Source organism: Leptospiraceae bacterium (assembly GCA_015075105.1).
GTDB lineage: Bacteria > Spirochaetota > Leptospiria > Leptospirales > Leptospiraceae > JABWCC01.
This window is the reverse complement of record JABTUZ010000002.1, coordinates 989088-1010713: the sequence shown is the minus strand read 5'-3', so window position 1 is coordinate 1010713 and position 21626 is coordinate 989088. Positions and strand designations below refer to the sequence as shown.

Below are 21626 nucleotides of genomic sequence, written 5' to 3'. Positions count from 1 at the left end.
AAAAAATAAAAAATTTATTGGTCCCCCCTCTCAATTTTAAATACTCATAAACTCGCTCAGTGGTGAGAGCTAAGAGCGAGTTTTGGGACAGGCTTAGTTTTTGGGAATATTTACTTCAAAGAAGACATTTATAATGGCTTACTCTTTTATAAATCAAGAATTTTTACTATTTCGTCCAATTCACTTCTAAGACTTGGAAGTTTGTTTGTGTAGTCTTTTATTTTATTACTCTTCCCATCTTCCTTGATTTCGTATAAACTATAAATTGAACCAGAATTATTCAATTTTTCTAATTTGAAAAATCTCACAGGCTTTTTGGTAAAACGATTGTACACTACAATTTTATTATAGTAGTATCCAGATTTTTCTTTATTCATAGGATAGGGTAAAAAATATTCAGAGCCTATAAGTAACATCGAAGGTTTAACCTCAACTATCCTCGGATAGGTCGCAAGGTTAAGCGGGTAATTGGCTTGGATAAAAGAGGATTTGTGCTTTTTTTTCCATACTACAAAAATTTTCTTTCGAGTGCTTAGTGCTTCTTTTTTTAACCCTTGACCATTTTGAGAAATTTCAAGAAGAGATAATAATTGTAAATTTTCAGGAGATTTGTTTAGTTCTTTTAAAATGAGTTCTTGGGATTTCGTAAAATTTCCTGAGTAGATTTCTTCCCAAATTTTTTCTTGAGAATTAGAATATTTTTCCTCTCCTGAAATTTGATCAATTGAAAATAGAAAAATCAAAAGAATGATTATATAATAATTTAAAATTTTTCTAAGGTCTCGATTTAAACAAAATATTTTCATTAATTGAAAATTATAGAATTAATTTAACTTTGCAATCAGAATTTTTTTTATTTTTAGTTTAGTTTATGGCTACTGCCCAGCCCTTGCGTTGCAAGAGCTGGGGTCAATGGGAAATATTGATTTTCTTAAGTATTTGAGGGTATTTTCCCAAGTAAGACTTTTTGCAGGTGAGTATAGAGTCCGTATTTTATGCTAATAGTGGACTTTTTACGCTAAAATGTGGGAACTCCAATTCAGAAGACTGATGACGGAGGGCTGAGGTCGGAAATAGAGAAATTGGAAATTTTTTCTAAATAGATTTATTTTTTCGGTAGAGGTTTTGATTTTTAGTATGATTTTTACTATTTCGTGTTTAGTGTAGTTTTTGTACTTTTCGTGCAAAAATGTGGGAACTCCATCTTTTTCGAGGAATTTCACATTTAGTACGGGTTCAGAACTTTTTCTGTAAAAACTAAAAAAATTTTTCTAAAATTGTAAAAATTTTATTTCTATCACGATATTATTTTACCTTATATCAAGAGGCAAGAAATAGTGGCTGGGGGCAGAAACTATATGAGGAAAAAATTTTTGTGTTAGGAGAATACTATGAACCCGGAAAAATTTGAGCGAACTCAATCAAGTTTACTCATTCCAGAAAAATTTATGGATGAGTTTAATTGTAGGACAGAAAATATTTCGAGAGAGGATTACTTGCATGATTTGTTAGAGAGGTACAGGAATGTTTTGCTGTGGAAGACTTTTGAGAAGTTGGATTGTGTGAAAACTTGTTACCAAGAAGAAGGGCAGAATCTTCAGAAGAAGAATTTTCGTCCGGAGAATGCAGATTGGATTGAGCTTGGCGAATTTGCTCAATGGCTTGGTATTTCCCGAACGGCTCTTTTTACTCTTCTTTTGTTACTTGACATTGCCGGATGGGACATAATCATCCCTGCCAAGTTCTATGACTTTGGAGTTCCACCCAAGGTCAGTTCTATTGCGGTAGGAGTTTACCTCTCCAAGAGAAAAACTATACGATACAATAGGCTGATACGACATAAAATTCGTAAAAACTCTACAAAAGACAAAAAAAACTAAAACAAAGCAACTCATGAAAAAAAACACAACCAAGCTATGTCTGCACTTGAGAGCCTACAAATACCTACGTGCGAATTTTAGAAATTCTACCCGTGCCTGAAAAGGGGTACAATTCTTAATACTAAAACAATTGACAGGAAAATCAATAAATTTAAAAATTTTTCCCGATAACAAATAAAGAGCCAAAGGGAATGAACATGCCACAAAATAAAGAAATTATTGAAAAATTTTATACTTCATTTCAAAACAAGGATTCGAAAACGATGCTTGAATGCTACCATGAAGACATTGAGTTCAGCGATCCGGTTTTTCAAAATTTGAAAGGAATCCAAGCAAAAGCTATGTGGATGATGTTAATAGAAAAATCTCCTGAATTAAAAATACTATTTAGTAATATTCAGTCTGATGGAGATTTTGCGAGCGCAGACTGGGAAGCCGATTACCCTTTTGGGAAAACAAAAAGACAAATACACAATAAAATCCACGCAGAGTTTCAACTAAAAGATGGAAAAATTATTAACCATAAAGACAATTTTAGTTTGTGGAAGTGGGCAGGCATGGCGCTTGGAATTTCCGGGGTTCTTCTTGGGTTTACTTCAAAAATTCAAAATAAAATTCGCAGTGAAGCAATGACCGGTCTTACAATGTATATGAAAAGAAAGAGATTATTGTAAAAGGATTTTTAGTGTGCTTCGTCCCAGTTAGCTCCAAACTTTCCTTCTGCTATAACCGGTACTTTTAATTGAATTGCATTTTCCATCTCGTGTTTTGCGAGCGTTAAAAGTCTGTCTTTTTCGTCGTTCCATACTTCAAACACAAGCTCATCGTGAACTTGCATGATTAGTTTTGATTTCATTTTCTTCTTTTGTATTCTATCATAAATTCTAATCATTGCAATTTTAATCATGTCGGCAGAAGTGCCTTGGATAGGGCTATTGATTGCGATTCTTTTTGCGGCTTCCACTTCTTGTTTTTTAGAGGAATGAATATCAGGCAAGTATCTTCTCCTACCGGTAATAGTTTCAACATAGCCTTGCTTTTCGCATAACGCACAAATTTCTTGCATGTATTTTTTTACTCCGGGAAACTCTTCAAAATATTTTTCGATAAATAAACTTGCTTCTTTTCTAGAAACTTTTAGATTTCTGCTAAGCCCAAAAGAAGTAACTCCATAAATCACAGAAAAATTTACTATCTTTCCGTGATCCCTCATTTCAGGTGTGACCTCTTTTTCATTTATTCCAAAAAGAGCGCTAGCCGTTCTTTTGTGAATATCTAAACCTTTTTTATAGGCTTCGATCATTTTTTTATCTTCAGAAAAATGCGCCATAATCCTAAGTTCTATTTGAGAATAATCCAAACTATGAAGAGAGTAATCAGAATTTCGAGGAATAAAACCTTTTCGGATCATTCTGCCTTCCTCGTCTCGAATAGGAATATTTTGCAGATTTGGGTCTGTAGAAGATAGCCGACCGGTTACCGCAACAGTTTGATTATAGCTCGTATGAATTCTACCGGTAGTGGAATGAATTAATTTAGGCAAAGTATCAATATATGTAGATTTTAATTTTGTATATTTTCTATGTTCGAGCAAATCGTCTATAATCGGGTGGGTGCCCAATAGTAGTTCAAGTACGCTATGGTCTGTTGAAAACCCAGTTTGCGTTTTTTTTTGAGTAGGGAGTTTTAGTTCTAAAAATAGAACTTCTTGCAACTCTTTTGTAGAAGCAATATTAAAATTTTTCCCGGCATGAACGTGGATAGATTTTTCCAACTTTTCTATTTTTTTTTCAAAAGACTTTGAGAGCTTGTGAAAATAATCCAAGTCAATAGAAACCCCGGTCATTTCCATATCGAGTAATACTTGTATAAGAGGCATTTCTATTTCGTGGAAAACTTTAGTTGCATCTATTTCTTTTACTTTTTTTTCCAATACTTCATATAATCTAAAAGTAATATCTGAATCTTCGCATGAATATTCACTTACCTTGTCTACATCTATATTATAAATTTCTTGACACTTTTTACCTGCGCCTACTAATTCTTCAAAACTAATAGTAGCATAATCTAAATAATCAGAAGCCATATCGTCCATATTGTGCCTTCTGATTCCGGGGTTTATTATATAAGAAGCGATCATGGTATCAAAATAAATATTTTTTAATTCGATTCCAGAGTTTTTTAAAATAATTGCATCGTATTTAATATTTTGGCCAATTTTTAAAATCTTTTCGTCTTCTAAAATAGGTTTTAGAATTTCAATTACTTCGTCTTTAGGCAAACTAACAGATGCAAAAAGAGATGCGTTATACGAAATGGGGACATACCATGCTTGTTTTGACTTATCCGTAAAAGAGATTCCTATCAAGTCTCCTCGCATGGGCTCTTTTGATGTAGTTTCGGTGTCTATACAAATCAGCTTTGCCTTAGATTTAGATAGGGTTTGAACAATCTCTTTTAATTCATCAATTGAGCGAACTCTTACATAATTTCCTTTTTCTGAATTCGTTTGATTTTCTGTTTTTTCAAGGGTCTCGTTAGTTGCAGTTTCTTCTGTGAAATCATCATTTGAGTACTTTTGCAAATCTTTATAAATCGCATTCAAGCCCTCATGTTTAAAAATAAGTATTTTTTCTTTTTTATAAATTTCAGGTATTTTTAAATCTTGAATTATTAAATTTAAGTCTAAGGAAGAATTCACAGTAGCTAGTTGCTTTGATAGATAGGCATTTTCTTTATCTGTTATTAATTTTGACTTCAAAGAAGGGTTTTGAATTTCGTCGATATTTTTATATATTCCGTCTAACGTATGAAATTCGGCTATTAACTTTGAGGCTCCTTTTTCTCCAATTCCCTTCACTCCAGGAATATTATCCGAAGAGTCTCCTACAATAGCAATATAATCTGTGATTTGTGAAGGTGTTACTCCAATTTCATTTTTTACCCAATCCGAATCTATTTCTAGAAACTCGCTAACTCCCTTTTTTCCTCTTAACATTTTTACGTGTTGGTTTAGCAATTGGTACATATCTTTGTCACCCGAAAAAAGTAAAACTTCATTTTCAGGTTTACCAAAGTGTTTGCAAAGCGTAGCTATTATATCGTCTGCTTCTTGTCCGTCTATCCTCAAAACAGGAAATCCAATTTTAGTACAGATTTCTTGAACTTTTTTTACTTGAGGTTTTAGATCTTCCGGCATTGGTTTGCGAGTAGCTTTATAGTTTTCGTATATTTTATTTCTTTCTAAAGGAGTTCCCGGATCGAATGGAATAGCAATATGGGTAGGTGCATAGTCTTGAATCAGTTTAAAAAGCATTCTAAAAAATCCAAACACTGCTCCACTCGGTTCTCCTGTAATAGGATTTTTTAGCCCTGTAGCTTGGAAAGCGTAGTAGGCTCGAAATACAAAAGAGTGCCCGTCTATGATGAGTAGTTTATTTTTCATATAAATTTTTTGAAATCAGAGAATAATATACTTGTATCGTTTTTTTAATAGTTTCTTCAATAGAAAATTTTTTCACATACTTTTTATTAAACTGCCCAAATTTTTTTCTTTTTTCTTTATCTTCGATCAAGGCTTTATAATGTTTAGCAAGAGTTTGAAAATCTCCTACAGTTGCAACTAACGCACCTCTTTCTGGAATTAACATTTCTCCGATTCCACCCCCCAGTGTAGCAACTACGGGAAGACTGGAAGCCATGGCATCTAAGATAGAAGTCCCTAGTCCCTCTTCTTTAGAGGTTAGAGTAAATATATCGAATAAGCTAAGAAATTCCAATACTTCTGTTCTAAATCCTGTAAAAATTACCTTTTTTTCAATTTGTAAATTTTTAGTGAGTTTTATAAGACCTTGCATTAATTCGCCTTCACCTACAATAAAAAATTGAAAAGGTACATCGGTTTGGATTTTAGAAATTGCTTTTAATAGAGTAGCTTGGTCTTTGTGGTCAACGAGAGCCGCAATATTTCCGATTGTAACAGTATCCTTATTCAAGTGAAATTCTTTTTTTAATTCTTTAGGATTGTTCCTTTTCTTAAATCGACTTAAATCAACCCCACTATGAATCGTAACTACCTTTTCATTGGAAAGACCGTCTTGCAATAAAACTTCTTTAATTTTTTTGGAAACACACACGAATAGATCATTCAAATCGGACAAATATTTTTTTTTGCTAAACCAATTGTGTCCTATATGAAAGTCAACTCTTCGTGAAACAACAAGTTTCAGTTCAGGAAAATTTCTTTTTACCAATAGTCCGATTGTATGTGCCTTTGCGGTATGAGTGTGGATTAGATGGACTTTTTTTTGTTTTACAATTTCTCCGATTTTTTTAGCAGCAAAAATATCTAATTCAAAACGAATTTTTACAGGAAGGAATAGCAGTCCCTTCTCTATACATTTTTTTTCAAGCTCACTTTCGGGTTGTCCTACAATTATTTGTGGAATTTTTTTTTTGTGAAGTCCTGAGGCAAGGTAGAAAAGTTGCTGCTCTCCACCTCTCCAAGTCTTTGCTGTATTAATATGCAGTATCAAACTAAACTAACTTTTCTTGAAGATGAAAAAAATGATATATTTGAATTAGCTGCAATTTTTTTTCGCAGCAAAATTGAGCTGTACAATTGATCCCATAATTTCTGAGCCTTCCAATGTATCTGAAACAACGCCCTCCGAATGATACATTATTTTAACAGTATCCATGAATGTATGAACTATATGCAATCCCTTCCCCATATTTTTGTGCAATTGCTTGACTCCTGCAAAAGGCAAGTGCCCCGCCTTCTCTGATTGATGATGAAAAATTGCATCTATATAACTTTTAAGAGAGGATGGCATATCTACACAGGTATTGCTTTTCATTTCAGGATTAAATCGAAATCCTTTTCCGTAATCCACAATATACAAAGTCAATTTGAAATTGTCAATCATCCATCTGCAAATAATTGTCTCTTCGCAATTGCACGCTACATTTGCAGTCACTGCATTTGTAAGCGCCTCGTCTGCCGCAAGCTCAACTTGGAGTATATCGTCCTTGCAAAATCCATTATTCTCTAAAGACGATCTAAATTCCTGTCGAAATTCTCGCACAGAAACCATATCAGGAGGTAAAAACATAATGAATGAATTATCGTTCTCTTTTACGAAAAGCATTTTAGCCCATTTGGACATATTTTAGATTAATTTAAGAAACCTTTTTGTAATTTATTGCTATTTTTCAAAATTGTCAAATCAAAAAATCAAAATTTTTGCAAAAGAGTAAAAAAATTGAAAGTCTATTTTACTTTTCATTCAATTAAATGCTTGCCAATGCCAAAAATGAGCCTATTTTAGGTTGTACGAAGTTTGAATTTGAGCCTAAAACCAAAAAGTGAGCTTTTTTGCAGGGATACTATGAACTCAATTAAAAATATGAATAAAGAATTGGATAGCGTAGCCAAAGAACTACTCGATGTCCAGAATGCACTTAACGCCTACAAAGACAAAAAAAAGGTAAGTCTGGATGCAAATACAGAGGCTATGATCTTTGTAGAAAAAGCTGAAAAGGTCATTCTGCGTGCAGAAAATAAAGAAATCAAACTTACAGAAGATCAGATTCGTAAAATTAAAAATAATTTAATAAAAATTCTACGCTCAGTCAAAGGGTAACTATGTCAAAAACGACTCACAACAACAATCTGAAAACCTATTACACGAAAAAATCTATAATCTTTATTGCCTTACTTCTTTTCGTTTCTCTCATTTTAGGCAGTTTTGCTTATATTGATATTTTCAAACCATTCACAAAAACTATTGACTCGAGTGCTCAGTCAGTAGAAATCCTTTTGCGATCAAAAATTCTTGCAGGTCTTTCTATTGGGATGATTTTTCTTGCAATCGGAGCTTACATAGTCCCACTATTTTTGAAAGATATAAATACAAAAGACTACCACAAAGAGTTACGAAACGGAATAATTTCAGCAGGGGTATTTTATCTGATGAGCTTGATATTGCAAAAGTTAGATCAAAGTCAATATGTAAAGTTTGCTTTGGTTATTGTCGTCGTTTCAATCTCTACCTTAGTTATAATAAATTGGATCTTATCAAAAATTGCTTCAAAAAAGCTACGCTCGGAATTAAGAACTGCAATCATTGGCTCCATCGTTTCCGGTATTCTATTTTCTATCCTAATCCATTTTGTAACTATTGGAATTGAATATTCCATTAAAAAAGTTGAAAAAGTAACTCCAACTGCGTTGGAATTTCAAAAAAAAGTAGTGGAGAGCATTCCTTTAAAAAAAGAAGTTACTCCCAAAAAAGATAAACCTAAGAATAAAAAATGACATTCTCTCCCTTTTAAAAAAACTTGTTTTAAAGCTAGAATATTAAGTTAAAATTTGAAAGAAGAAGGTCGATATGAGCACGAATACACCAAAATTCGATAAAAATTCAGCAGTGAAAGCATTAGAAGTTTCAGGCAATACTATTTCTGAAGTTACAAAAAGTTTAGCTGCACTGTGCAAAGAAAAAGATTCAATTTCTGTTTCAAAAATGGATGAAAACCAGCTTGTAGGTTACGGAATCTCCTGGCTAACCGCAGAACAAAAAATTGCAGAAAATTTTATAAAATACGCTTGGGATGATTCTATTGGCACAAGTGATCTCGAAAAGTGTATGGCCGTAACTTTTGCTGCAGAAACAATTAGTCATATCAGAAACGAGCTTATTTCCAGACCTACCGAATTTGCAATCTCCTCCGAAAAAATTTTACATGATTTATTTTCAAAAGAAATTACAAGCTTCATTGAAGAATCTTCTAAAATTTCAAATTATTCACATATTATTTCTCAAGTAATCGAGAAAGGGCATGCGGGTGTTTACGGGCTAAGCGAGGATCACGATGTTTTTAGAGATACTTTCCGTAAATTTGCAGAGGATATTGTAAAGCCTCACGCAGAGCACGTTCATAGAACTGACGATATCATCCCTCAAGAAATTATTGACGGCTTGAACGAAATGGGTTGCTTCGGACTTTGTATTCCTGAAAAATTCGGTGGAATTCAACCGGACTCAAAACCTGACAATTTAAGTATGCTTGTAGTTACTGAAGAGCTTTCTCGTGGAAGTCTTGGAATTGCAGGTAGCTTGATTACAAGACCTGAAATAGTCTCCAAAGCTTTATTAAAAGGTGGAACAGAAGAGCAAAAACAAAAATGGCTTCCAAAACTTGCTTCAGGAGAAGTAATGTGCGGGGTAGCAGTAACCGAGCCAAATTATGGATCTGATGTTGCAGGGATGAGTGTGACTGCAGCTAAATGCGAAGGTGGATGGAAAATAAATGGAGTAAAAACTTGGTGTACTTTTGCAGGCTACGCAAATTTACTGCTTGTTCTTTGCAGAACAGAAACCGATCCTTCTCTAAAACATAAAGGTTTATCTATCCTTCTTGCCGAAAAACCTAGATTTACAGGTCATAGTTTTGACCATACTCAAGAAAAAGGCGGGCGAATTGAAGGGAAAGCGATTGGCACGATTGGTTATAGAGGAATGCACTCTTTTGAAGTTTCATTCCAAGATTATTTTGTACCAGAGGAAAACTTAGTAGGTGGTGAGTCCGGAAGAGGAAAAGGGTTCTATTTGCAAATGGAAGGGTTTGCAGGCGGAAGAATTCAAACAGCCGCAAGAGCCAATGGAGTTATGCAAGCCTCTTTTGAAGCAGCTCTACGCTACGCACAAGAGCGCCAAGTTTTCAAAAAACCAATCTACGAATACAATTTAACCCAGTACAAACTTGCAAGGATGGCAATGATTATTCAGGCATCTCGCCAATTTACTTACACTGTAGGAAAAATGTTAGATGAGCACAAAGGACAAATGGAAGCTACACTGATTAAATTTTACGCTTCAAAAATCTCTGAGTGGGTGTGCAGGGAAGCTATGCAAATACACGGTGGTATGGGCTATGCAGAAGAGTATGCAGTCTCCAGATACTATGTTGACTCAAGAGTATTTTCAATTTTCGAAGGCGCTGAAGAAGTAATGGCGCTTAGAGTGATAGCAAAAGGTCTTCTCGAAGAGAAAGTCTAAAACTTTCGAAATACAATACCACTTTTCATACGGAGTTTATTTTATCGTTCGAGCGTATGAGAAGTTTTTTATTCGGGGTCGCAGCTCAACACGCTTCTGTTGGACGGTCGTTTTCATGGGCGGGAAAAACGTCGGCACATGAATTCTAAAACCGACTGATTCCCTTAAAAATTCTTTTAATAGCTCTACTAACGAACTTTTAGCAGTTGTTCCTCCTGTATCATCTCTTGATCTTAGCTGCATTACGATTGCTTTTGAATTTTTTGAATCTATACCAACTACATCTGCATCTAATCGAGGTGAATTTTTTTGAAATAACTCTTCAAACAGTTCTTTTGTTTCTGTTGGTGATTTAGCTACTTTATCGCAACCACAATAATTGCTAAGAATCCCTTGAAGCATTGCTTCAAGTACTTTACCTTGTCTTGCTCGATCAGAACTATTGAAATGTTGATGAAAAGAAAATAAATAAGAATAATAGGAAGCTAAAGAATATGAAGAGGCGAGACTTCTTGCTCTATTAACACCAGCCGCGAATTGTTTTATTTCATCTAAGTCATCGTTCAGTTCGTTAAACCGATTTTCAAATAGGCGTTTAATAATATCTTGTGATAACCCAATAGGACTTTTTAGGATTGATTTAACTATTTTTACTTCTTCTGTCTCATCCAAAAACTGAAGAAATACTCTATCGTGTTCTTTATTCATAAGTTTGTGTTAAGCTTTTTTGTTTTAGAGTACATTTTCCCCAGTATAATTACATAATAATTTTCTTTAATTTTAAATCAACTCATTATGTCGTATTTATTTTTTCTATCCCTCGTTGGACACGGACGTTCAGCGAAAAACGTAATTAAATTCAATGCTAATTTTTTTTTGGGGGGAGAATGAAAATGCCGTCCAACTATAGGCTATCGTAAATTATAAAAAACTCTGAAAAAGGCTTATCGTAAAAATGAAAGTTGAAATTTTTGAATAAAAAAAGATTCGACAGGACATCATTTACATTAAACAATACAACAGATGAATTCAGAAATTCCAAAAAATATTTCTATAGGTATTATTGAAGATGATTGGAATTTCCGAAAGCATATTTTTACCGAATTGATAAAACTTCCATTTGATCCAAAAGTATTACAATTTTCTTCTTCAGATGAATTTTTCACATACCCGGAAATTCAAAAATTTACTCTGATTTTTTTAGACATTGGACTTCCTGATAGTGATGGAATTTCCATAATACCCAAGATATTAAAAATGAATCCAAGATGCAAGATTCTTGTAATTACAATCATGCAGGATGAGGAAAAAATTTTTACGGCTTTAAAGGCTGGAGCGTGCGGATATATTTTAAAAACCGATATTTATCACCTAGGAGAAACGATAGAGCTAGTTTATAAGAGCGGGGGAGTGATGACACCTACAATTGCCTATAAAGTTATGCAATTTTTCCAGAATCGTCCTGTGGATGCCAAGATCAAAACGCTCACAAATCGAGAAAATGATATTTTAAATCATGTAATAGACGGGATGAGTACACGAGAAATATCCGCATTTTTTCAAACCTCCGAAGGTACGGTGCGAAATCAGCTAAAAAGCATATACAAAAAACTGCACGTAAACTCTAAAGTTGAATTGATTTTACAACACAAAAAATTACAAAAATCAAATGTTGATGTTTAGATTTTTTTACGCATGATTTCCTTTCATTCAAAAATACAAAAAGATCGCTATGAAATTCTAACAATCCACGATCGAAAATTTTCCAGTCATTTGTTTGCTTATATTTTTTTACTCGCAAATGTTCTTGGTGTCTATCTTGAATGGCGTAGATCATGCTTCATTCTTCTATATTTAGACCTCGCCATGGTCTTCTCCACACTTGCTATGGTTTATTACAGTAGAAAAAATTCAAATTTCAGAGATAGATATTTCTATATTTTATTTTTATGCATTAGTATCCTTCTTGAATTTGAAACTATGGCTCATGATCCTGTCGGTAGTTTTGACAATCCGAAAGTGGGTTTTGCGAATACATTAGTAGTAATTCTTACGAGTATTATTTTTCCTGAAAAGCCTAAAATATATAGATATATTTGGTTTTTTTGCTACATTATCTTTTATATCCGTTTTTCTATTTTTGAGTTAGATAGTTTTAGTCACGATAGATTTTGGACGCTGGCAACTTATTACATTCCGACATACATATTCTCTTCCTTTTTTAATAATCATTGGTTTCGGGTTAGACAACAATCTTTTAAACAAACTCACACCATCCGTATATTACAAAAAAAACTAATCGCAAAAGAAAGAAAAGAAGTCATTCAGGATATGCATGATTTTCTAGGGAGTGGTTTAACTGATTTAGTGCAACTGACAAATAAATTGAAGCCGGGTCAAGTCTTAGATTTTGCCTTAATCGATAATTTCCGCAGAACAGTGATTGTCACAATTTCTAAATTGAGGTCACGGTTACAAAATCATGAAGAAGAAAAATTGCTGAATGAGGATTTTCTAATGGGATTCAAAATGATTCTGAACAGAAGATATGAAATTTCTCGAAGAAAAATCAGGTTTTTGATACCGGAGAAAAAAAAAGGAGATTTTTCAAAGGTATCTTTTGGAGCAAGAAAGTTTTTATTACCTGTTATTTCAGAGGTTGTCACAAATGATTTGAAATACGGTGCGGATGACTCTGATTGGGAGTTGGATGTGGATTCAGAAAGTATTTGGATTACCTTATCCACTTCAACTATATTTCAAAAAGGAAGTTCATTTGGAATAGGAAAAATCAGTATTACCAGAAGAATTGTGGATTGTGGAGGAGAGTTGCAGGAAACTACAGATTTGGGTAAATACAAACTCTTCATGAAAATTCCATTCAATTTGTGATTGTATTTGATTTTCTGAATTCGTCCGTTCGGATTTACTTTTATCCCATTTGGGATATTGACATTTTATTCAAAATAGTTTATATGAAAGAGTAATCAGTCGTATGATAAATCATTCTATACCTGAAATATTTCGTATCATATCTGACTTTAAAAAATCGTTAGGAGTAAAAATCTGTGAAAGTATTAAAAAAAATGGCTTGTGTTGTTGTTCTTGGATTTTCAAATTGTGTGACTTTTGTTCAGGTCGAAAAAGTAAAAAATATGCAAGAGGATTTTATTACGAAAATTGGGGCTTCAAAAAAAATAGGAATTGTAGCTAATGAAAATAAAAAACATTCGAAGAGTGAATACGGAGAGTATGTATCTTCAATGGAAGCTGGTGCAAAGGATGGATTTTTGCAAAATAAATACTTTGCAACTCAGGAAATGATGGATCGTTCGGGATTATTCAAATTACTCGATAACAAACAATACAGTTCTGTTCAAAATACATTTTCGATAGGCGTTCTTTATTTAATGAATACGACTCCGATTAAAAATATTTTATGTAATCTAAGTTCTGTAACAAGATACAGACAGGGTCAATGTACAAACTGGGCTCGTCATAAAGATGGTTCTTCTACCTGTCAGCAGTATGAACAAATTCCCTATCAGGTAAATATTTCCAAAATTACTTTTCAATTTCAGATAGAGGGAAAACTAATCAACTTAAAAAATGGCAACTCTATTCAATTGTCTTCTAAACCAGATTATACGATTTCAAGAGAGGGATCTCTGTGCACTGCAGATAATTCAGGTTTAAAGCATTTTTTTAGTAATGCAGCATATTCTCAATCTCTGGAACTTGCAAAAGCCATTTCACCTATTTCAGAATTATATACCGTTAAGCTCTACAAAGACCTTGATGGAATTCCAGATACCAAAGAAAACAAGGAATTACGAAATCAGGTTGGAGACATTTTAGCAGAAGGGTTGAAAGATATCAGAAATATGAAATTTGATGAAGGAGAAAAAAAATTTTTAGAAGCAAACCAAATCTCCAATCAAAAATCCGCAGCGGCTCTATGGAATTTAGGAGTTTTGGCATGGAGAAAAATGGATCTCGCTTTGGCATACAAATATCTATCCGATTCGATAGCATTTGCGGGAGAATGGAAAACTCCACTCAGGACAGAAATCGTAAATTTAGTTCATGAGCAAATGAGAATACTTCAACCTCAAAAACAGAAATAGAATTTTCATTTGAAAAGTTTATCATTGGGTTATATTTTATTTTAATTGATTATTCTCTTATCCGGCTGATGTAAATAAAAAATATCGATCCTTTACAGCTTGATCTAAGATACGACGGGAATGACTTGCAAATTACCATTCGAACGGTTTTCAGTATCTCGTTTTTTGATATAAGAAAAAAAATATCGCAGTGAAAATACAATTTTTACAAGTTTTAGGATTTTTTTGAGCCTTTCAGAAAAAGTCCTAAATCTGCACTAAACCTGTAATCCCCCAAAAAAGAGTGGAGTTCCCACATTTTAGCACGAAAAGTGTAAAATCTGCACTAAAAGCGAAATTTCAAAAACTCTACTAAGGCTCAAAACCTCTATCTACAAGATAAACCTATTTGCAAAGATTCTACCTCCACTATTTCCGACCTCAGGCATCTGTCATCAGTCCTCCGAATTGGAGTTCCCACATTTTTACACGAAAACAACAAAATCAGTGCTAAACATGTAATCCCCCTTATACCTATACCGCCTAACGTCCCGAATCTGTTTAATTTTGCACACAGTGTGCAAAATCACAGAAAAATTTTCCTAAAACAAGGCTCTATTTGTAACCGTCAATTAGTCTATTTACGTAAAAATCGGTGCCTTTTTTATAAATAAAAGCAAGAATACCTTTGGCTTGATTCGTTTATCCGGAAAAGTAAAGGAAATTGATATGCGATACATTTACTTAGGTTATTGCAAAACGAAATCCGAAAAAAGAAATGGCCCTTCATTTCAACCCTACCATTTGAAAAGCCTCCCTGAATTAACTATAACGTTAAAAGTAGCCGACGTGACTTCAAAAATCGAAAGTGCGGTAGTAACTTAAGAAGTCCGCCCCCAATTTCAAACCTGCCGAGACACGGATGTCGAAGGCTGGTTTCCTATTACTTTCCAGTTCTATTTGCAATACTTATTCATCATCGATTCTTTTTCTAATTGATTTGGGTCTCTACTCTTATGCCATACACCTATTATAGAAATAAAAGCGTCTTTGATTGCATAAATACTATTAAAAGGAAATCTTTTCAAAGATGCTTTTCTTGCTTCTTTATGAAAAAGAGGATACTTCTCCGGTTTTTCTGCAATCTCTTGTATTTTTAAATTTACTTCATCAATAAATTCTCCACCTAATCCTTCTTTTCTTTCCTCGTAGTAAATTACTGATTCTTTAATATCTTTTTTAGCTGATGGTTCGAGTTTGTATTTTTCTGCCAAGCTCTACCGTAAGCTCTTGGGCAACTTCTTTCATCGTAAACCCAGGGTGAGGATTTCTTTTCATTTCATCAAGTCGCCTGTCAATCTCTGCTTTATATGCTTTCTCTATTTCAGGGGATAATTCATATTCCTCTCCAATGAGGTCATCTTCAACCACCACTACAACTTTATATCTTCCTGGTTTTACTTCTCTCGGAAAATGTAAAACAAATTCACCGTTTTCCTTTACATCCATGATTGTTTCAATTGCTCTCATTTTTTAACTCTCCTTGAGGATTTCCATCCGAATCTAAAAAATAAATTCCTATAATTTGATTTTTTCTCTAATTACAATTTTCTCTTTAATTTGAGAGTATAATTTGGCTTCCTTTGCTTCTTTATCTTTGATAACAATAGCCAAAGAGTATTCTTCTTCTGTTTTAGAAATTTTTTCACCCCACGAAAAATCATTACGAGTTACGACTAAATAGTAATTGGAATTTCTTGGTTGTTTGAGTTCCCACGTTGAAGATTGCACTGTTCCTTTGTCTCTAAGTTTTGAGGAGATTGTTCTATTTTGATTGTATTCTGGAATATTTTCATAATCTTCTTTACTGGTAGCTTTATTAAACATTTTTACTACTTCTTCCATAGAGTTTTTTCTTAGAAGTCTAAATGAAATTCTACTTGCCCTATAATTTACTCTTGTGTTTCGTGCAGAAGAATGATAAGAAAGCGTTACTGTAACTTCTCTTTTGCGTTTATTTCCCAAAAAGAAATCTTCTGGAATAGGAATTTCATAGAAATGGTTTTTATCATTTTGTATAAAATCTGTCGCATATAGTATTACTACCTCTTCACTCGATCTAAATAAAAATTCTTCGTCCACCTTCCCGTAGCCTCTTAGCTTAAATGAATCCTCTTTTTGAATTGATTCATCTATCTTTACTGAATTGGTTTCAGCACTTGCAACCAAAAGAGCTTTAATTAATGTCGAAGAAAAATCTTTTGAATAAGAAGAGACTCTACCTGCAAGATGCGTAATATAAGGTGCGGAGTAGCTAGTTCCAATATCTTCTGTAAATAAGTTTCCTTCGAGAAATTTTGAATGCAAACTAATAACCCCAAGACCATTTTTATTTAGGCTTCTACTTCTATGATCTATGCTTAAATTACCACCATAAGCTACTAGATCAGGTTTAATACTTCCTCCTATCCCAAATCCTAAATGGAGAAATAGAATCTCTTGGAGCCATAAGTTGATAAGCAGGATCATTCTGATTATTCGCTGCTGTTCGACTTTTATCATATTTTGCAATACTACCAACCGTTAGAGAATTTATAGAATTTGCAGGTTCAAGTATATTAGAATCTTCTAATAAATATTTAGGATAGGATTGTCCTTTTTCTATTTTATCTTTAATTTCTTGATTGGATAAATTTCCTGCCGAAATGACAAACAATATTCCAAGTTCATGCGAAAGATTGTCAAGAGTTAGTGTTAGAGAACTTACTTTTCCTCCTGCATAGGGTCGCCTTTGGTCCCCAATTGATAAATTAAAAATTTTACATCCGTATTCAGTATGAAATTCTCTGACTGCTTTATCGATTTGATTTTCTATAAATTTCTCATCATACTCATTGTTTTCGTCTAAAATTTTTCCAGAGAGTAAATAAAAATTTGCTATAAAACTTTTACTGCGAATTGATTCTTCAATTTCACCATACAGAGCAATTCCTGAAACGGCTGTTCCATGTTTTGTGTGATCAGAAACATCATTTGTGTCAATATAGGAGCGGGCTTCTCCAATCATTCCACCTTTGAGTAAAGGATGGTTTGCATTTAATCCACTGTCTAAGATTGCAACCCGTAGAGCCTCTTTATTGGGTGGAATAGGATTTGGCAAATACGAAACATCTGTTTGAAGCAAGGAGGAATCTAAAGTGAACTTCGGCGGTAAATCAATTGTTCGAATGTCTCTGTGCTTTAGGAGTCTTTGATAATTAAGTTTCGTACACTTGACTCTCAAAATTGTGATATATGAATTATTCACCTTATCCAAAATTATTATCTCATCTTGCTTCAAGAAAGACTCAAATGCATCTAACATTTTATTTCTTTCCTGATTGCTTTCAAGATTCCAAAGTTCTATATCTAAAATAAAAGTTTCAATTAATGGTAGTCCTTCTCTTTTTAATACATCACCAATTCTATCTTCCGCAGACCAAAGTTCAAACGATCTAGTAGCTTCAATAATTTCTTTTCGAGTAACGTTTCCATTGGAGGCATACGTTGATAATCTTCTTTCAAATTCAGATAATGCGTTTTCGGTGGAAAATAAAATTACTACTTCTTTATTTTCCTGACTTACAACCTGAACTCCTTCAATTGACTCAAAAGCGTCTGGCGAAAAATTATCAGCCACATTTAGTTTCAGCAAAAATCTTTCATCGTAACCTGAAATTTCATCCTGCACATTCTCTTTTAATTCATTAATATTATTTTGTAGTTTCTGAGCATGATCTTTAGGATTTCCTTGAAATGAAATACCACCAAATCCTTTCTTAGGTCTTCGCTCGGTAAAGCTGGTTTCTCTTTGGAACTTTATATGTTCGTAAATTCCGGGCATTTACTTTCTTTTTCTGGCAGAACGCTTTCTGGATTTTTCATTTGAAATAGAAGAATCAATATCTTTATCTTCCAAAAAATCTCTTCCTTGAAGAATCATGTCTTTAATAGCCCGTCTAAGAATTCTCTCTATATCGGCATGACTCATTCCTTTAAACTTATTGCTAACAATTTGGATTCCTTCTTTGAAGTTACGCCTAACGCCTCTGAGTTTCATTTCTAGAAGTCTTGAAGTGCCCCCCTAAAACTGTAAAGAAAAAAATCATATTTTTTGTTTATTTTTAAATTGCAGAGGAGATAGTCCTCCTAAAGCTGAATGAGGTCTGATTGAATTGTACCGATCAATAAATTGAAAAATACTTTTGGCTGCTTCAATTTTATCAGCATAACAGGAGATATTTATCTCTTGATACTTGATAGTTTTATTAAAAGATTCTGCGTGTGCATTTTCATATGCATTACCAAGACACATTGAAATTTGTATTTTGGAATTGTTCAGAAGTTCTATATATTCATGCGAACAATATCTTCTATCAGAATCAGTATGATGAATGTAACCTTCGAGACTTCCTCTGTTCATGAGAGCCGACTCAAATGCAGACCTGACAAGTTCACTATTAAGTTTATCAGAAACAGCTCGTCCGATGACCTCTCTGTTTTCCATATCCATTAGTGATGCCAGATAATGATTTTTCCCCTGAACATCAAAAAAAGTAACATCACCAACTATTACTCGTGCATGATTAATTGACTTGTCCTTAAGAAGATTTGGATATTTTTTCAGGTTATGTTTTGAATCCGTGGTCGCATGATGATAAGCCCTCTTCGGACTGCATTTTAAAAGGTTTTCATGCATGATCCTGTAAACTCGCTTATGATTGATTTTCATATCATTTCTCAGAAAATAAGTGACAGACCTGTAACCTGATTGAGGCATTAAATCCAGATATGCTTCAATCTTTTCTATTAGTTGCTTATCCTCCTGTTTTCTTTTAATCTTTGCATCCGATTGGTAATAAAAGGAAGAGATACTGATCTCCAAAGCTTTACAGCTTTTTACAATTCCAAATTCTGGTGCGAGATACTTCCTGATAATTTCTCTTTTTGCTTCCAGTCTTGCAGATATTTTTGGGCTTTTTTTAAAATGTGATTATCTAACGCAAGGTTGGCAAGTGCACCTTCCAATTCTGCGACTCGTTTCCTTAAAGCAAATTCGGTTTGATTATTTTGTTCAAACTTTCCTGTATCTATCTCATTTCTCCAATTTCGGATTGTTTGAGGATTTACCTTTTCCCTTTGAGCTATTTGCGAAACGGAACTCTGCCCGGACAAAATTTCCATTACTATTTTTTCCTTAAATTCTTTGCCATAGTTATTTCTTCTTATCATATTATCAAGTCTCCTTTATCCCCTTTTTTTGTATTCCAGTTTTAGGGGGCAAGACCATCTCTTAATTTGATTATTATCAGGTAAATTAAAAATTAGCACTTCCTCAAATCTTCTCCAAACAGCAGAATCTAAATCTGATTCATGATTCGTCGCCGCAATCAATATACTATTTCCTTTGTAACTATCAAACATTTGCAATAATGCATTTACTACTCGTTTGATTTCTCCGTGTTCAGACGAATCAGACCTCTCTCTGCCTAACGCATCAAATTCATCGAACAATACTACCATTCTATTTTTATTTATAAAATCAAAAACCCTTCTAAGATTCGAAGAAGTCTCACCTAAAAAAGAAGATACTATGGAATCTAAACGAATAACTACAAAGGGTAATTCTAATTCAAAAGCTATCGCCTCGGCAGTAACTGTTTTTCCACAACCTGGAGGTCCATAAAAAAGTATTTTATCAATTGGTTTCAAACCGTAAGATTTCAAAACTTCGACTTTTCGACTTTCTAGAAGAATTCTTTCTATTACATTTAAATTTTGTTCAAAAAGAACAATATCATTTAGAGACTTGCTAGCTGTGGATACTGTTAATAAAGGTAAGTTTTTTTCTTTGTCTAGAGGGATCTCTTCTTTTAAAATCTGAAAAGGTAATACCTTGGATACTTTTCCGTATAAAATTTCTTCTAAATCATTTGCCAATAAATGATGTTGCTTTTCACGCTCTTCTTGGATAATTTCTTCGGCAACTTTTTTAAAAGCGTCTTCGTTACCAATTTTGGCAAATTGGAAAATCTGTCTTAAATGTTTTGAACTAGCCATATTTATATTATACCTCTATTGTCGGACAAAATGGATGTCAAAAAATAAATTTCCGCAACCTATTTTCCAAGTCGAAAAGTATTGGTTGGCTTCCAGATAATTAATTGCCTGTGCATAATGAACATCTTCCAACTTATTAATCCCTTTTAATTCTACAGAAACAACTTCTTTAACTAAAAAATCAACTCGTCTTGTTCCTATCTTTTGATGACGGTAATGGATTGGCATTTCAAATTCACGCTGAAAACTTATACTAGATAGGTTCAACTCAATGGCTAAAGCTCGCTGATAAATAACTTCCTGAAACCCATTGCCAAGCGTCTTATGCACTGTAATCGCACAGCCAATGATCTTTGAAGTTAGATCGGAATATTTATAGGCTTCGTTTATCATGAGAATCTCCTGTCTGAACTATGATTCGTGTGATTATTATGATTTCATATTATGAAAAGTTTTCCTTATAAAAAAATCATGGCAATCATTTAATCATATAAATCACAGTTCAGACATTCTCCCCCTCCACAATTTTAATTTCTTCTGATGTAATTTACAATATAATCAGGGGTATAATAAACACCACCTGCTTTCCTAACTTCTGGTTTATAATCAATGCTAGCACGTTTGTCATTGGTTACTACTACTTTGCCCAAAAACTGTTCGTAGATAGTTCCGAGAATTTCGATAGGAATGACTTTAAAGTTATATCGAGAATTTTCCGGTTGCAAGTCTTTTAAAATTTCTAGTAAGACTTTATTGCTTACCTTAACAGAATCGAGTTCAGAACGTTTTGTGAAAATACTTCCATTGTATGTCTTATCTAACACATCAAAAATTTCTTTGCATTCATCATACACAGAATAGGCAGAAGAATCTTCTGCCTCTGCGGATTTTTCTTTTATGTTTTGGATTTTATTTACTATATTGTGAATAATGTCTTCTTCGATTTCTCGATCTGATAATACTTTAATAAAAATAAAACGATCTAGAATTAATTGAACCGCCTGGGTGATAAATTCTGCAGAACTTCCAGTCGCCCCCAGCTTAAGCTGGGGGTTATATTTATATATATCTTTTGCAAGTTTAATTCGCCATCCATCTTTCTCGTCATCTAAATCTTTTAAGAAAGCTTTGTCAGGAGGAATGCGATTCTCTTTTACTTTTTTTTCGTTTATATATAATTTATTTAAGCTACCTTGCCTAACGTTTTCTTTTTCAAAGTATTCCCATAGCGTATCAAATTTTTCTATGTAGTCTTTGTAAGTCCAATCGAGGACACAATAATTATTAATTAAATCAGAATTTTTAACAGCAAAAGTACAATCAAAAAAACGAAACTCTTCAAAGTCAGTAAGTAGCGCAAAATCGACTTTTTCGTAACTTGGTCTGGTTTGTGTGGAATACGAATAAGAATAGGCTTGCCAAATATAATCTGTTCTTTCTTTTACTTTGCCTTTATCCTCAGTCCTTCCACCCAAATA

General features: G+C 33.4%; 24 protein-coding genes. 9 read left to right on the top strand and 15 right to left on the bottom strand.

Annotation, left to right across the window (positions count from 1 at the left end; genetic code table 11):
- Nucleotides 1-146: 146 nt before the first annotated feature.
- Nucleotides 147-806 (bottom strand): hypothetical protein, encoded by a 660-nt coding sequence (locus HS129_14615; protein ID MBE7413270.1) that lies wholly within the window; start codon nucleotides 804-806, stop codon nucleotides 147-149.
- Nucleotides 807-1391: 585 nt separating this feature from the next.
- Between HS129_14615 and HS129_14610 the strand changes: the two genes are divergently transcribed.
- Nucleotides 1392-1880, top strand: a complete 489-nt coding sequence (locus HS129_14610; GenBank protein MBE7413269.1) for a DUF1564 family protein — start codon at nucleotides 1392-1394, stop codon at nucleotides 1878-1880.
- Nucleotides 1881-2077: 197 nt separating this feature from the next.
- Nucleotides 2078-2554 (top strand): nuclear transport factor 2 family protein, encoded by a 477-nt coding sequence (locus HS129_14605; protein ID MBE7413268.1) that lies wholly within the window; start codon nucleotides 2078-2080, stop codon nucleotides 2552-2554.
- A gap of 8 nt (nucleotides 2555-2562) precedes the next feature.
- Here the strand turns inward: HS129_14605 and polA are convergent, their stop codons facing one another.
- From polA to HS129_14590, 3 genes are read right to left on the bottom strand one after another with little or no spacing between them, the layout of a single operon-like run.
- The gene (gene polA, locus HS129_14600) at nucleotides 2563-5325 is read right to left on the bottom strand and encodes a DNA polymerase I (protein MBE7413267.1); all 2763 of its coding nucleotides are present in this window, start codon (nucleotides 5323-5325) and stop codon (nucleotides 2563-2565) included.
- Nucleotides 5315-6415, bottom strand: coding sequence for a glycosyltransferase family 4 protein (locus HS129_14595; GenBank protein ID MBE7413266.1), 1101 nt, complete (start codon nucleotides 6413-6415; stop codon nucleotides 5315-5317). Before HS129_14595 ends, polA begins: the two co-directional genes overlap by 11 nt.
- A gap of 45 nt (nucleotides 6416-6460) precedes the next feature.
- The gene (locus HS129_14590; GenBank protein ID MBE7413265.1) at nucleotides 6461-6994 is read right to left on the bottom strand and encodes an ATP-binding protein; all 534 of its coding nucleotides are present in this window, start codon (nucleotides 6992-6994) and stop codon (nucleotides 6461-6463) included.
- Between the two features lie 276 nt (nucleotides 6995-7270).
- Here HS129_14590 and HS129_14585 point away from each other — a divergent pair, with 276 nt between their 5' ends.
- The 3 genes from HS129_14585 to HS129_14575 all read left to right on the top strand — a co-directional run bounded on the left by HS129_14585 (nucleotide 7271) and on the right by HS129_14575 (nucleotide 9943).
- A complete protein-coding gene (locus HS129_14585) occupies nucleotides 7271-7525 on the top strand; it encodes a hypothetical protein (protein MBE7413264.1) in 255 nt (84 codons plus the stop codon).
- A 2-nt stretch (nucleotides 7526-7527) separates the two neighbouring features.
- A complete protein-coding gene (locus HS129_14580) occupies nucleotides 7528-8199 on the top strand; it encodes a hypothetical protein (GenBank protein ID MBE7413263.1) in 672 nt (223 codons plus the stop codon).
- A 73-nt stretch (nucleotides 8200-8272) separates the two neighbouring features.
- Entirely contained in the window at nucleotides 8273-9943 is a 1671-nt protein-coding gene (locus HS129_14575; GenBank protein ID MBE7413262.1) for an acyl-CoA/acyl-ACP dehydrogenase, read from the top strand.
- Between the two features lie 36 nt (nucleotides 9944-9979).
- Here the strand turns inward: HS129_14575 and HS129_14570 are convergent, their stop codons facing one another.
- A complete protein-coding gene (locus tag HS129_14570) occupies nucleotides 9980-10651 on the bottom strand; it encodes a hypothetical protein (protein MBE7413261.1) in 672 nt (223 codons plus the stop codon).
- Between the two features lie 315 nt (nucleotides 10652-10966).
- On the opposite strand from HS129_14570, the gene HS129_14565 reads away from it, so the two are divergent.
- From HS129_14565 to HS129_14550, 4 genes are all read left to right on the top strand, one after another.
- A complete protein-coding gene (locus HS129_14565) occupies nucleotides 10967-11626 on the top strand; it encodes a response regulator transcription factor (protein MBE7413260.1) in 660 nt (219 codons plus the stop codon).
- Between the two features lie 12 nt (nucleotides 11627-11638).
- Nucleotides 11639-12835, top strand: coding sequence for a hypothetical protein (locus HS129_14560; protein MBE7413259.1), 1197 nt, complete (start codon nucleotides 11639-11641; stop codon nucleotides 12833-12835).
- A gap of 176 nt (nucleotides 12836-13011) precedes the next feature.
- Nucleotides 13012-14070 carry a hypothetical protein gene (locus HS129_14555; protein MBE7413258.1) on the top strand — a complete coding sequence of 353 codons (1059 nt, stop codon included), beginning with the start codon at nucleotides 13012-13014 and terminating at the stop codon, nucleotides 14068-14070.
- A 708-nt stretch (nucleotides 14071-14778) separates the two neighbouring features.
- Complete coding sequence (locus HS129_14550; GenBank protein ID MBE7413257.1) at nucleotides 14779-14934, top strand: hypothetical protein; 156 nt, start codon at nucleotides 14779-14781, stop codon at nucleotides 14932-14934.
- A 71-nt stretch (nucleotides 14935-15005) separates the two neighbouring features.
- Here the strand turns inward: HS129_14550 and HS129_14545 are convergent, their stop codons facing one another.
- From HS129_14545 to HS129_14500, 10 genes are all read right to left on the bottom strand, one after another.
- Nucleotides 15006-15323 carry a type II toxin-antitoxin system RelE/ParE family toxin gene (locus tag HS129_14545; GenBank protein ID MBE7413256.1) on the bottom strand — a complete coding sequence of 106 codons (318 nt, stop codon included), beginning with the start codon at nucleotides 15321-15323 and terminating at the stop codon, nucleotides 15006-15008.
- A complete protein-coding gene (locus HS129_14540) occupies nucleotides 15289-15579 on the bottom strand; it encodes a hypothetical protein (protein MBE7413255.1) in 291 nt (96 codons plus the stop codon). The genes HS129_14545 and HS129_14540 overlap by 35 nt, the downstream gene beginning before the upstream one ends.
- A 48-nt stretch (nucleotides 15580-15627) precedes the next feature.
- Nucleotides 15628-16578, bottom strand: a complete 951-nt coding sequence (locus tag HS129_14535; protein ID MBE7413254.1) for a S8 family serine peptidase — start codon at nucleotides 16576-16578, stop codon at nucleotides 15628-15630.
- Nucleotides 16502-17932: a S8 family peptidase gene (locus HS129_14530; protein MBE7413253.1), complete on the bottom strand. Its 1431-nt coding sequence runs from the start codon at nucleotides 17930-17932 to the stop codon at nucleotides 16502-16504. The genes HS129_14535 and HS129_14530 overlap by 77 nt, the downstream gene beginning before the upstream one ends.
- The gene (locus HS129_14525; GenBank protein MBE7413252.1) at nucleotides 17933-18148 is read right to left on the bottom strand and encodes a hypothetical protein; all 216 of its coding nucleotides are present in this window, start codon (nucleotides 18146-18148) and stop codon (nucleotides 17933-17935) included.
- A gap of 45 nt (nucleotides 18149-18193) precedes the next feature.
- On the bottom strand, nucleotides 18194-19057 hold the full coding sequence (locus HS129_14520; protein MBE7413251.1) for an IS3 family transposase: 864 nt from the start codon (nucleotides 19055-19057) through the stop codon (nucleotides 18194-18196).
- Nucleotides 18988-19320 (bottom strand): transposase, encoded by a 333-nt coding sequence (locus HS129_14515; GenBank protein MBE7413250.1) that lies wholly within the window; start codon nucleotides 19318-19320, stop codon nucleotides 18988-18990. The genes HS129_14520 and HS129_14515 overlap by 70 nt, the downstream gene beginning before the upstream one ends.
- A gap of 15 nt (nucleotides 19321-19335) precedes the next feature.
- On the bottom strand, nucleotides 19336-20148 hold the full coding sequence (locus tag HS129_14510; protein ID MBE7413249.1) for an ATP-binding protein: 813 nt from the start codon (nucleotides 20146-20148) through the stop codon (nucleotides 19336-19338).
- 15 nt (nucleotides 20149-20163) lie between these two features.
- Nucleotides 20164-20541, bottom strand: coding sequence for a GxxExxY protein (locus tag HS129_14505; GenBank protein MBE7413248.1), 378 nt, complete (start codon nucleotides 20539-20541; stop codon nucleotides 20164-20166).
- Between the two features lie 134 nt (nucleotides 20542-20675).
- Entirely contained in the window at nucleotides 20676-21623 is a 948-nt protein-coding gene (locus HS129_14500; protein MBE7413247.1) for a hypothetical protein, read from the bottom strand.
- Nucleotides 21624-21626: the final 3 nt, after the last annotated feature.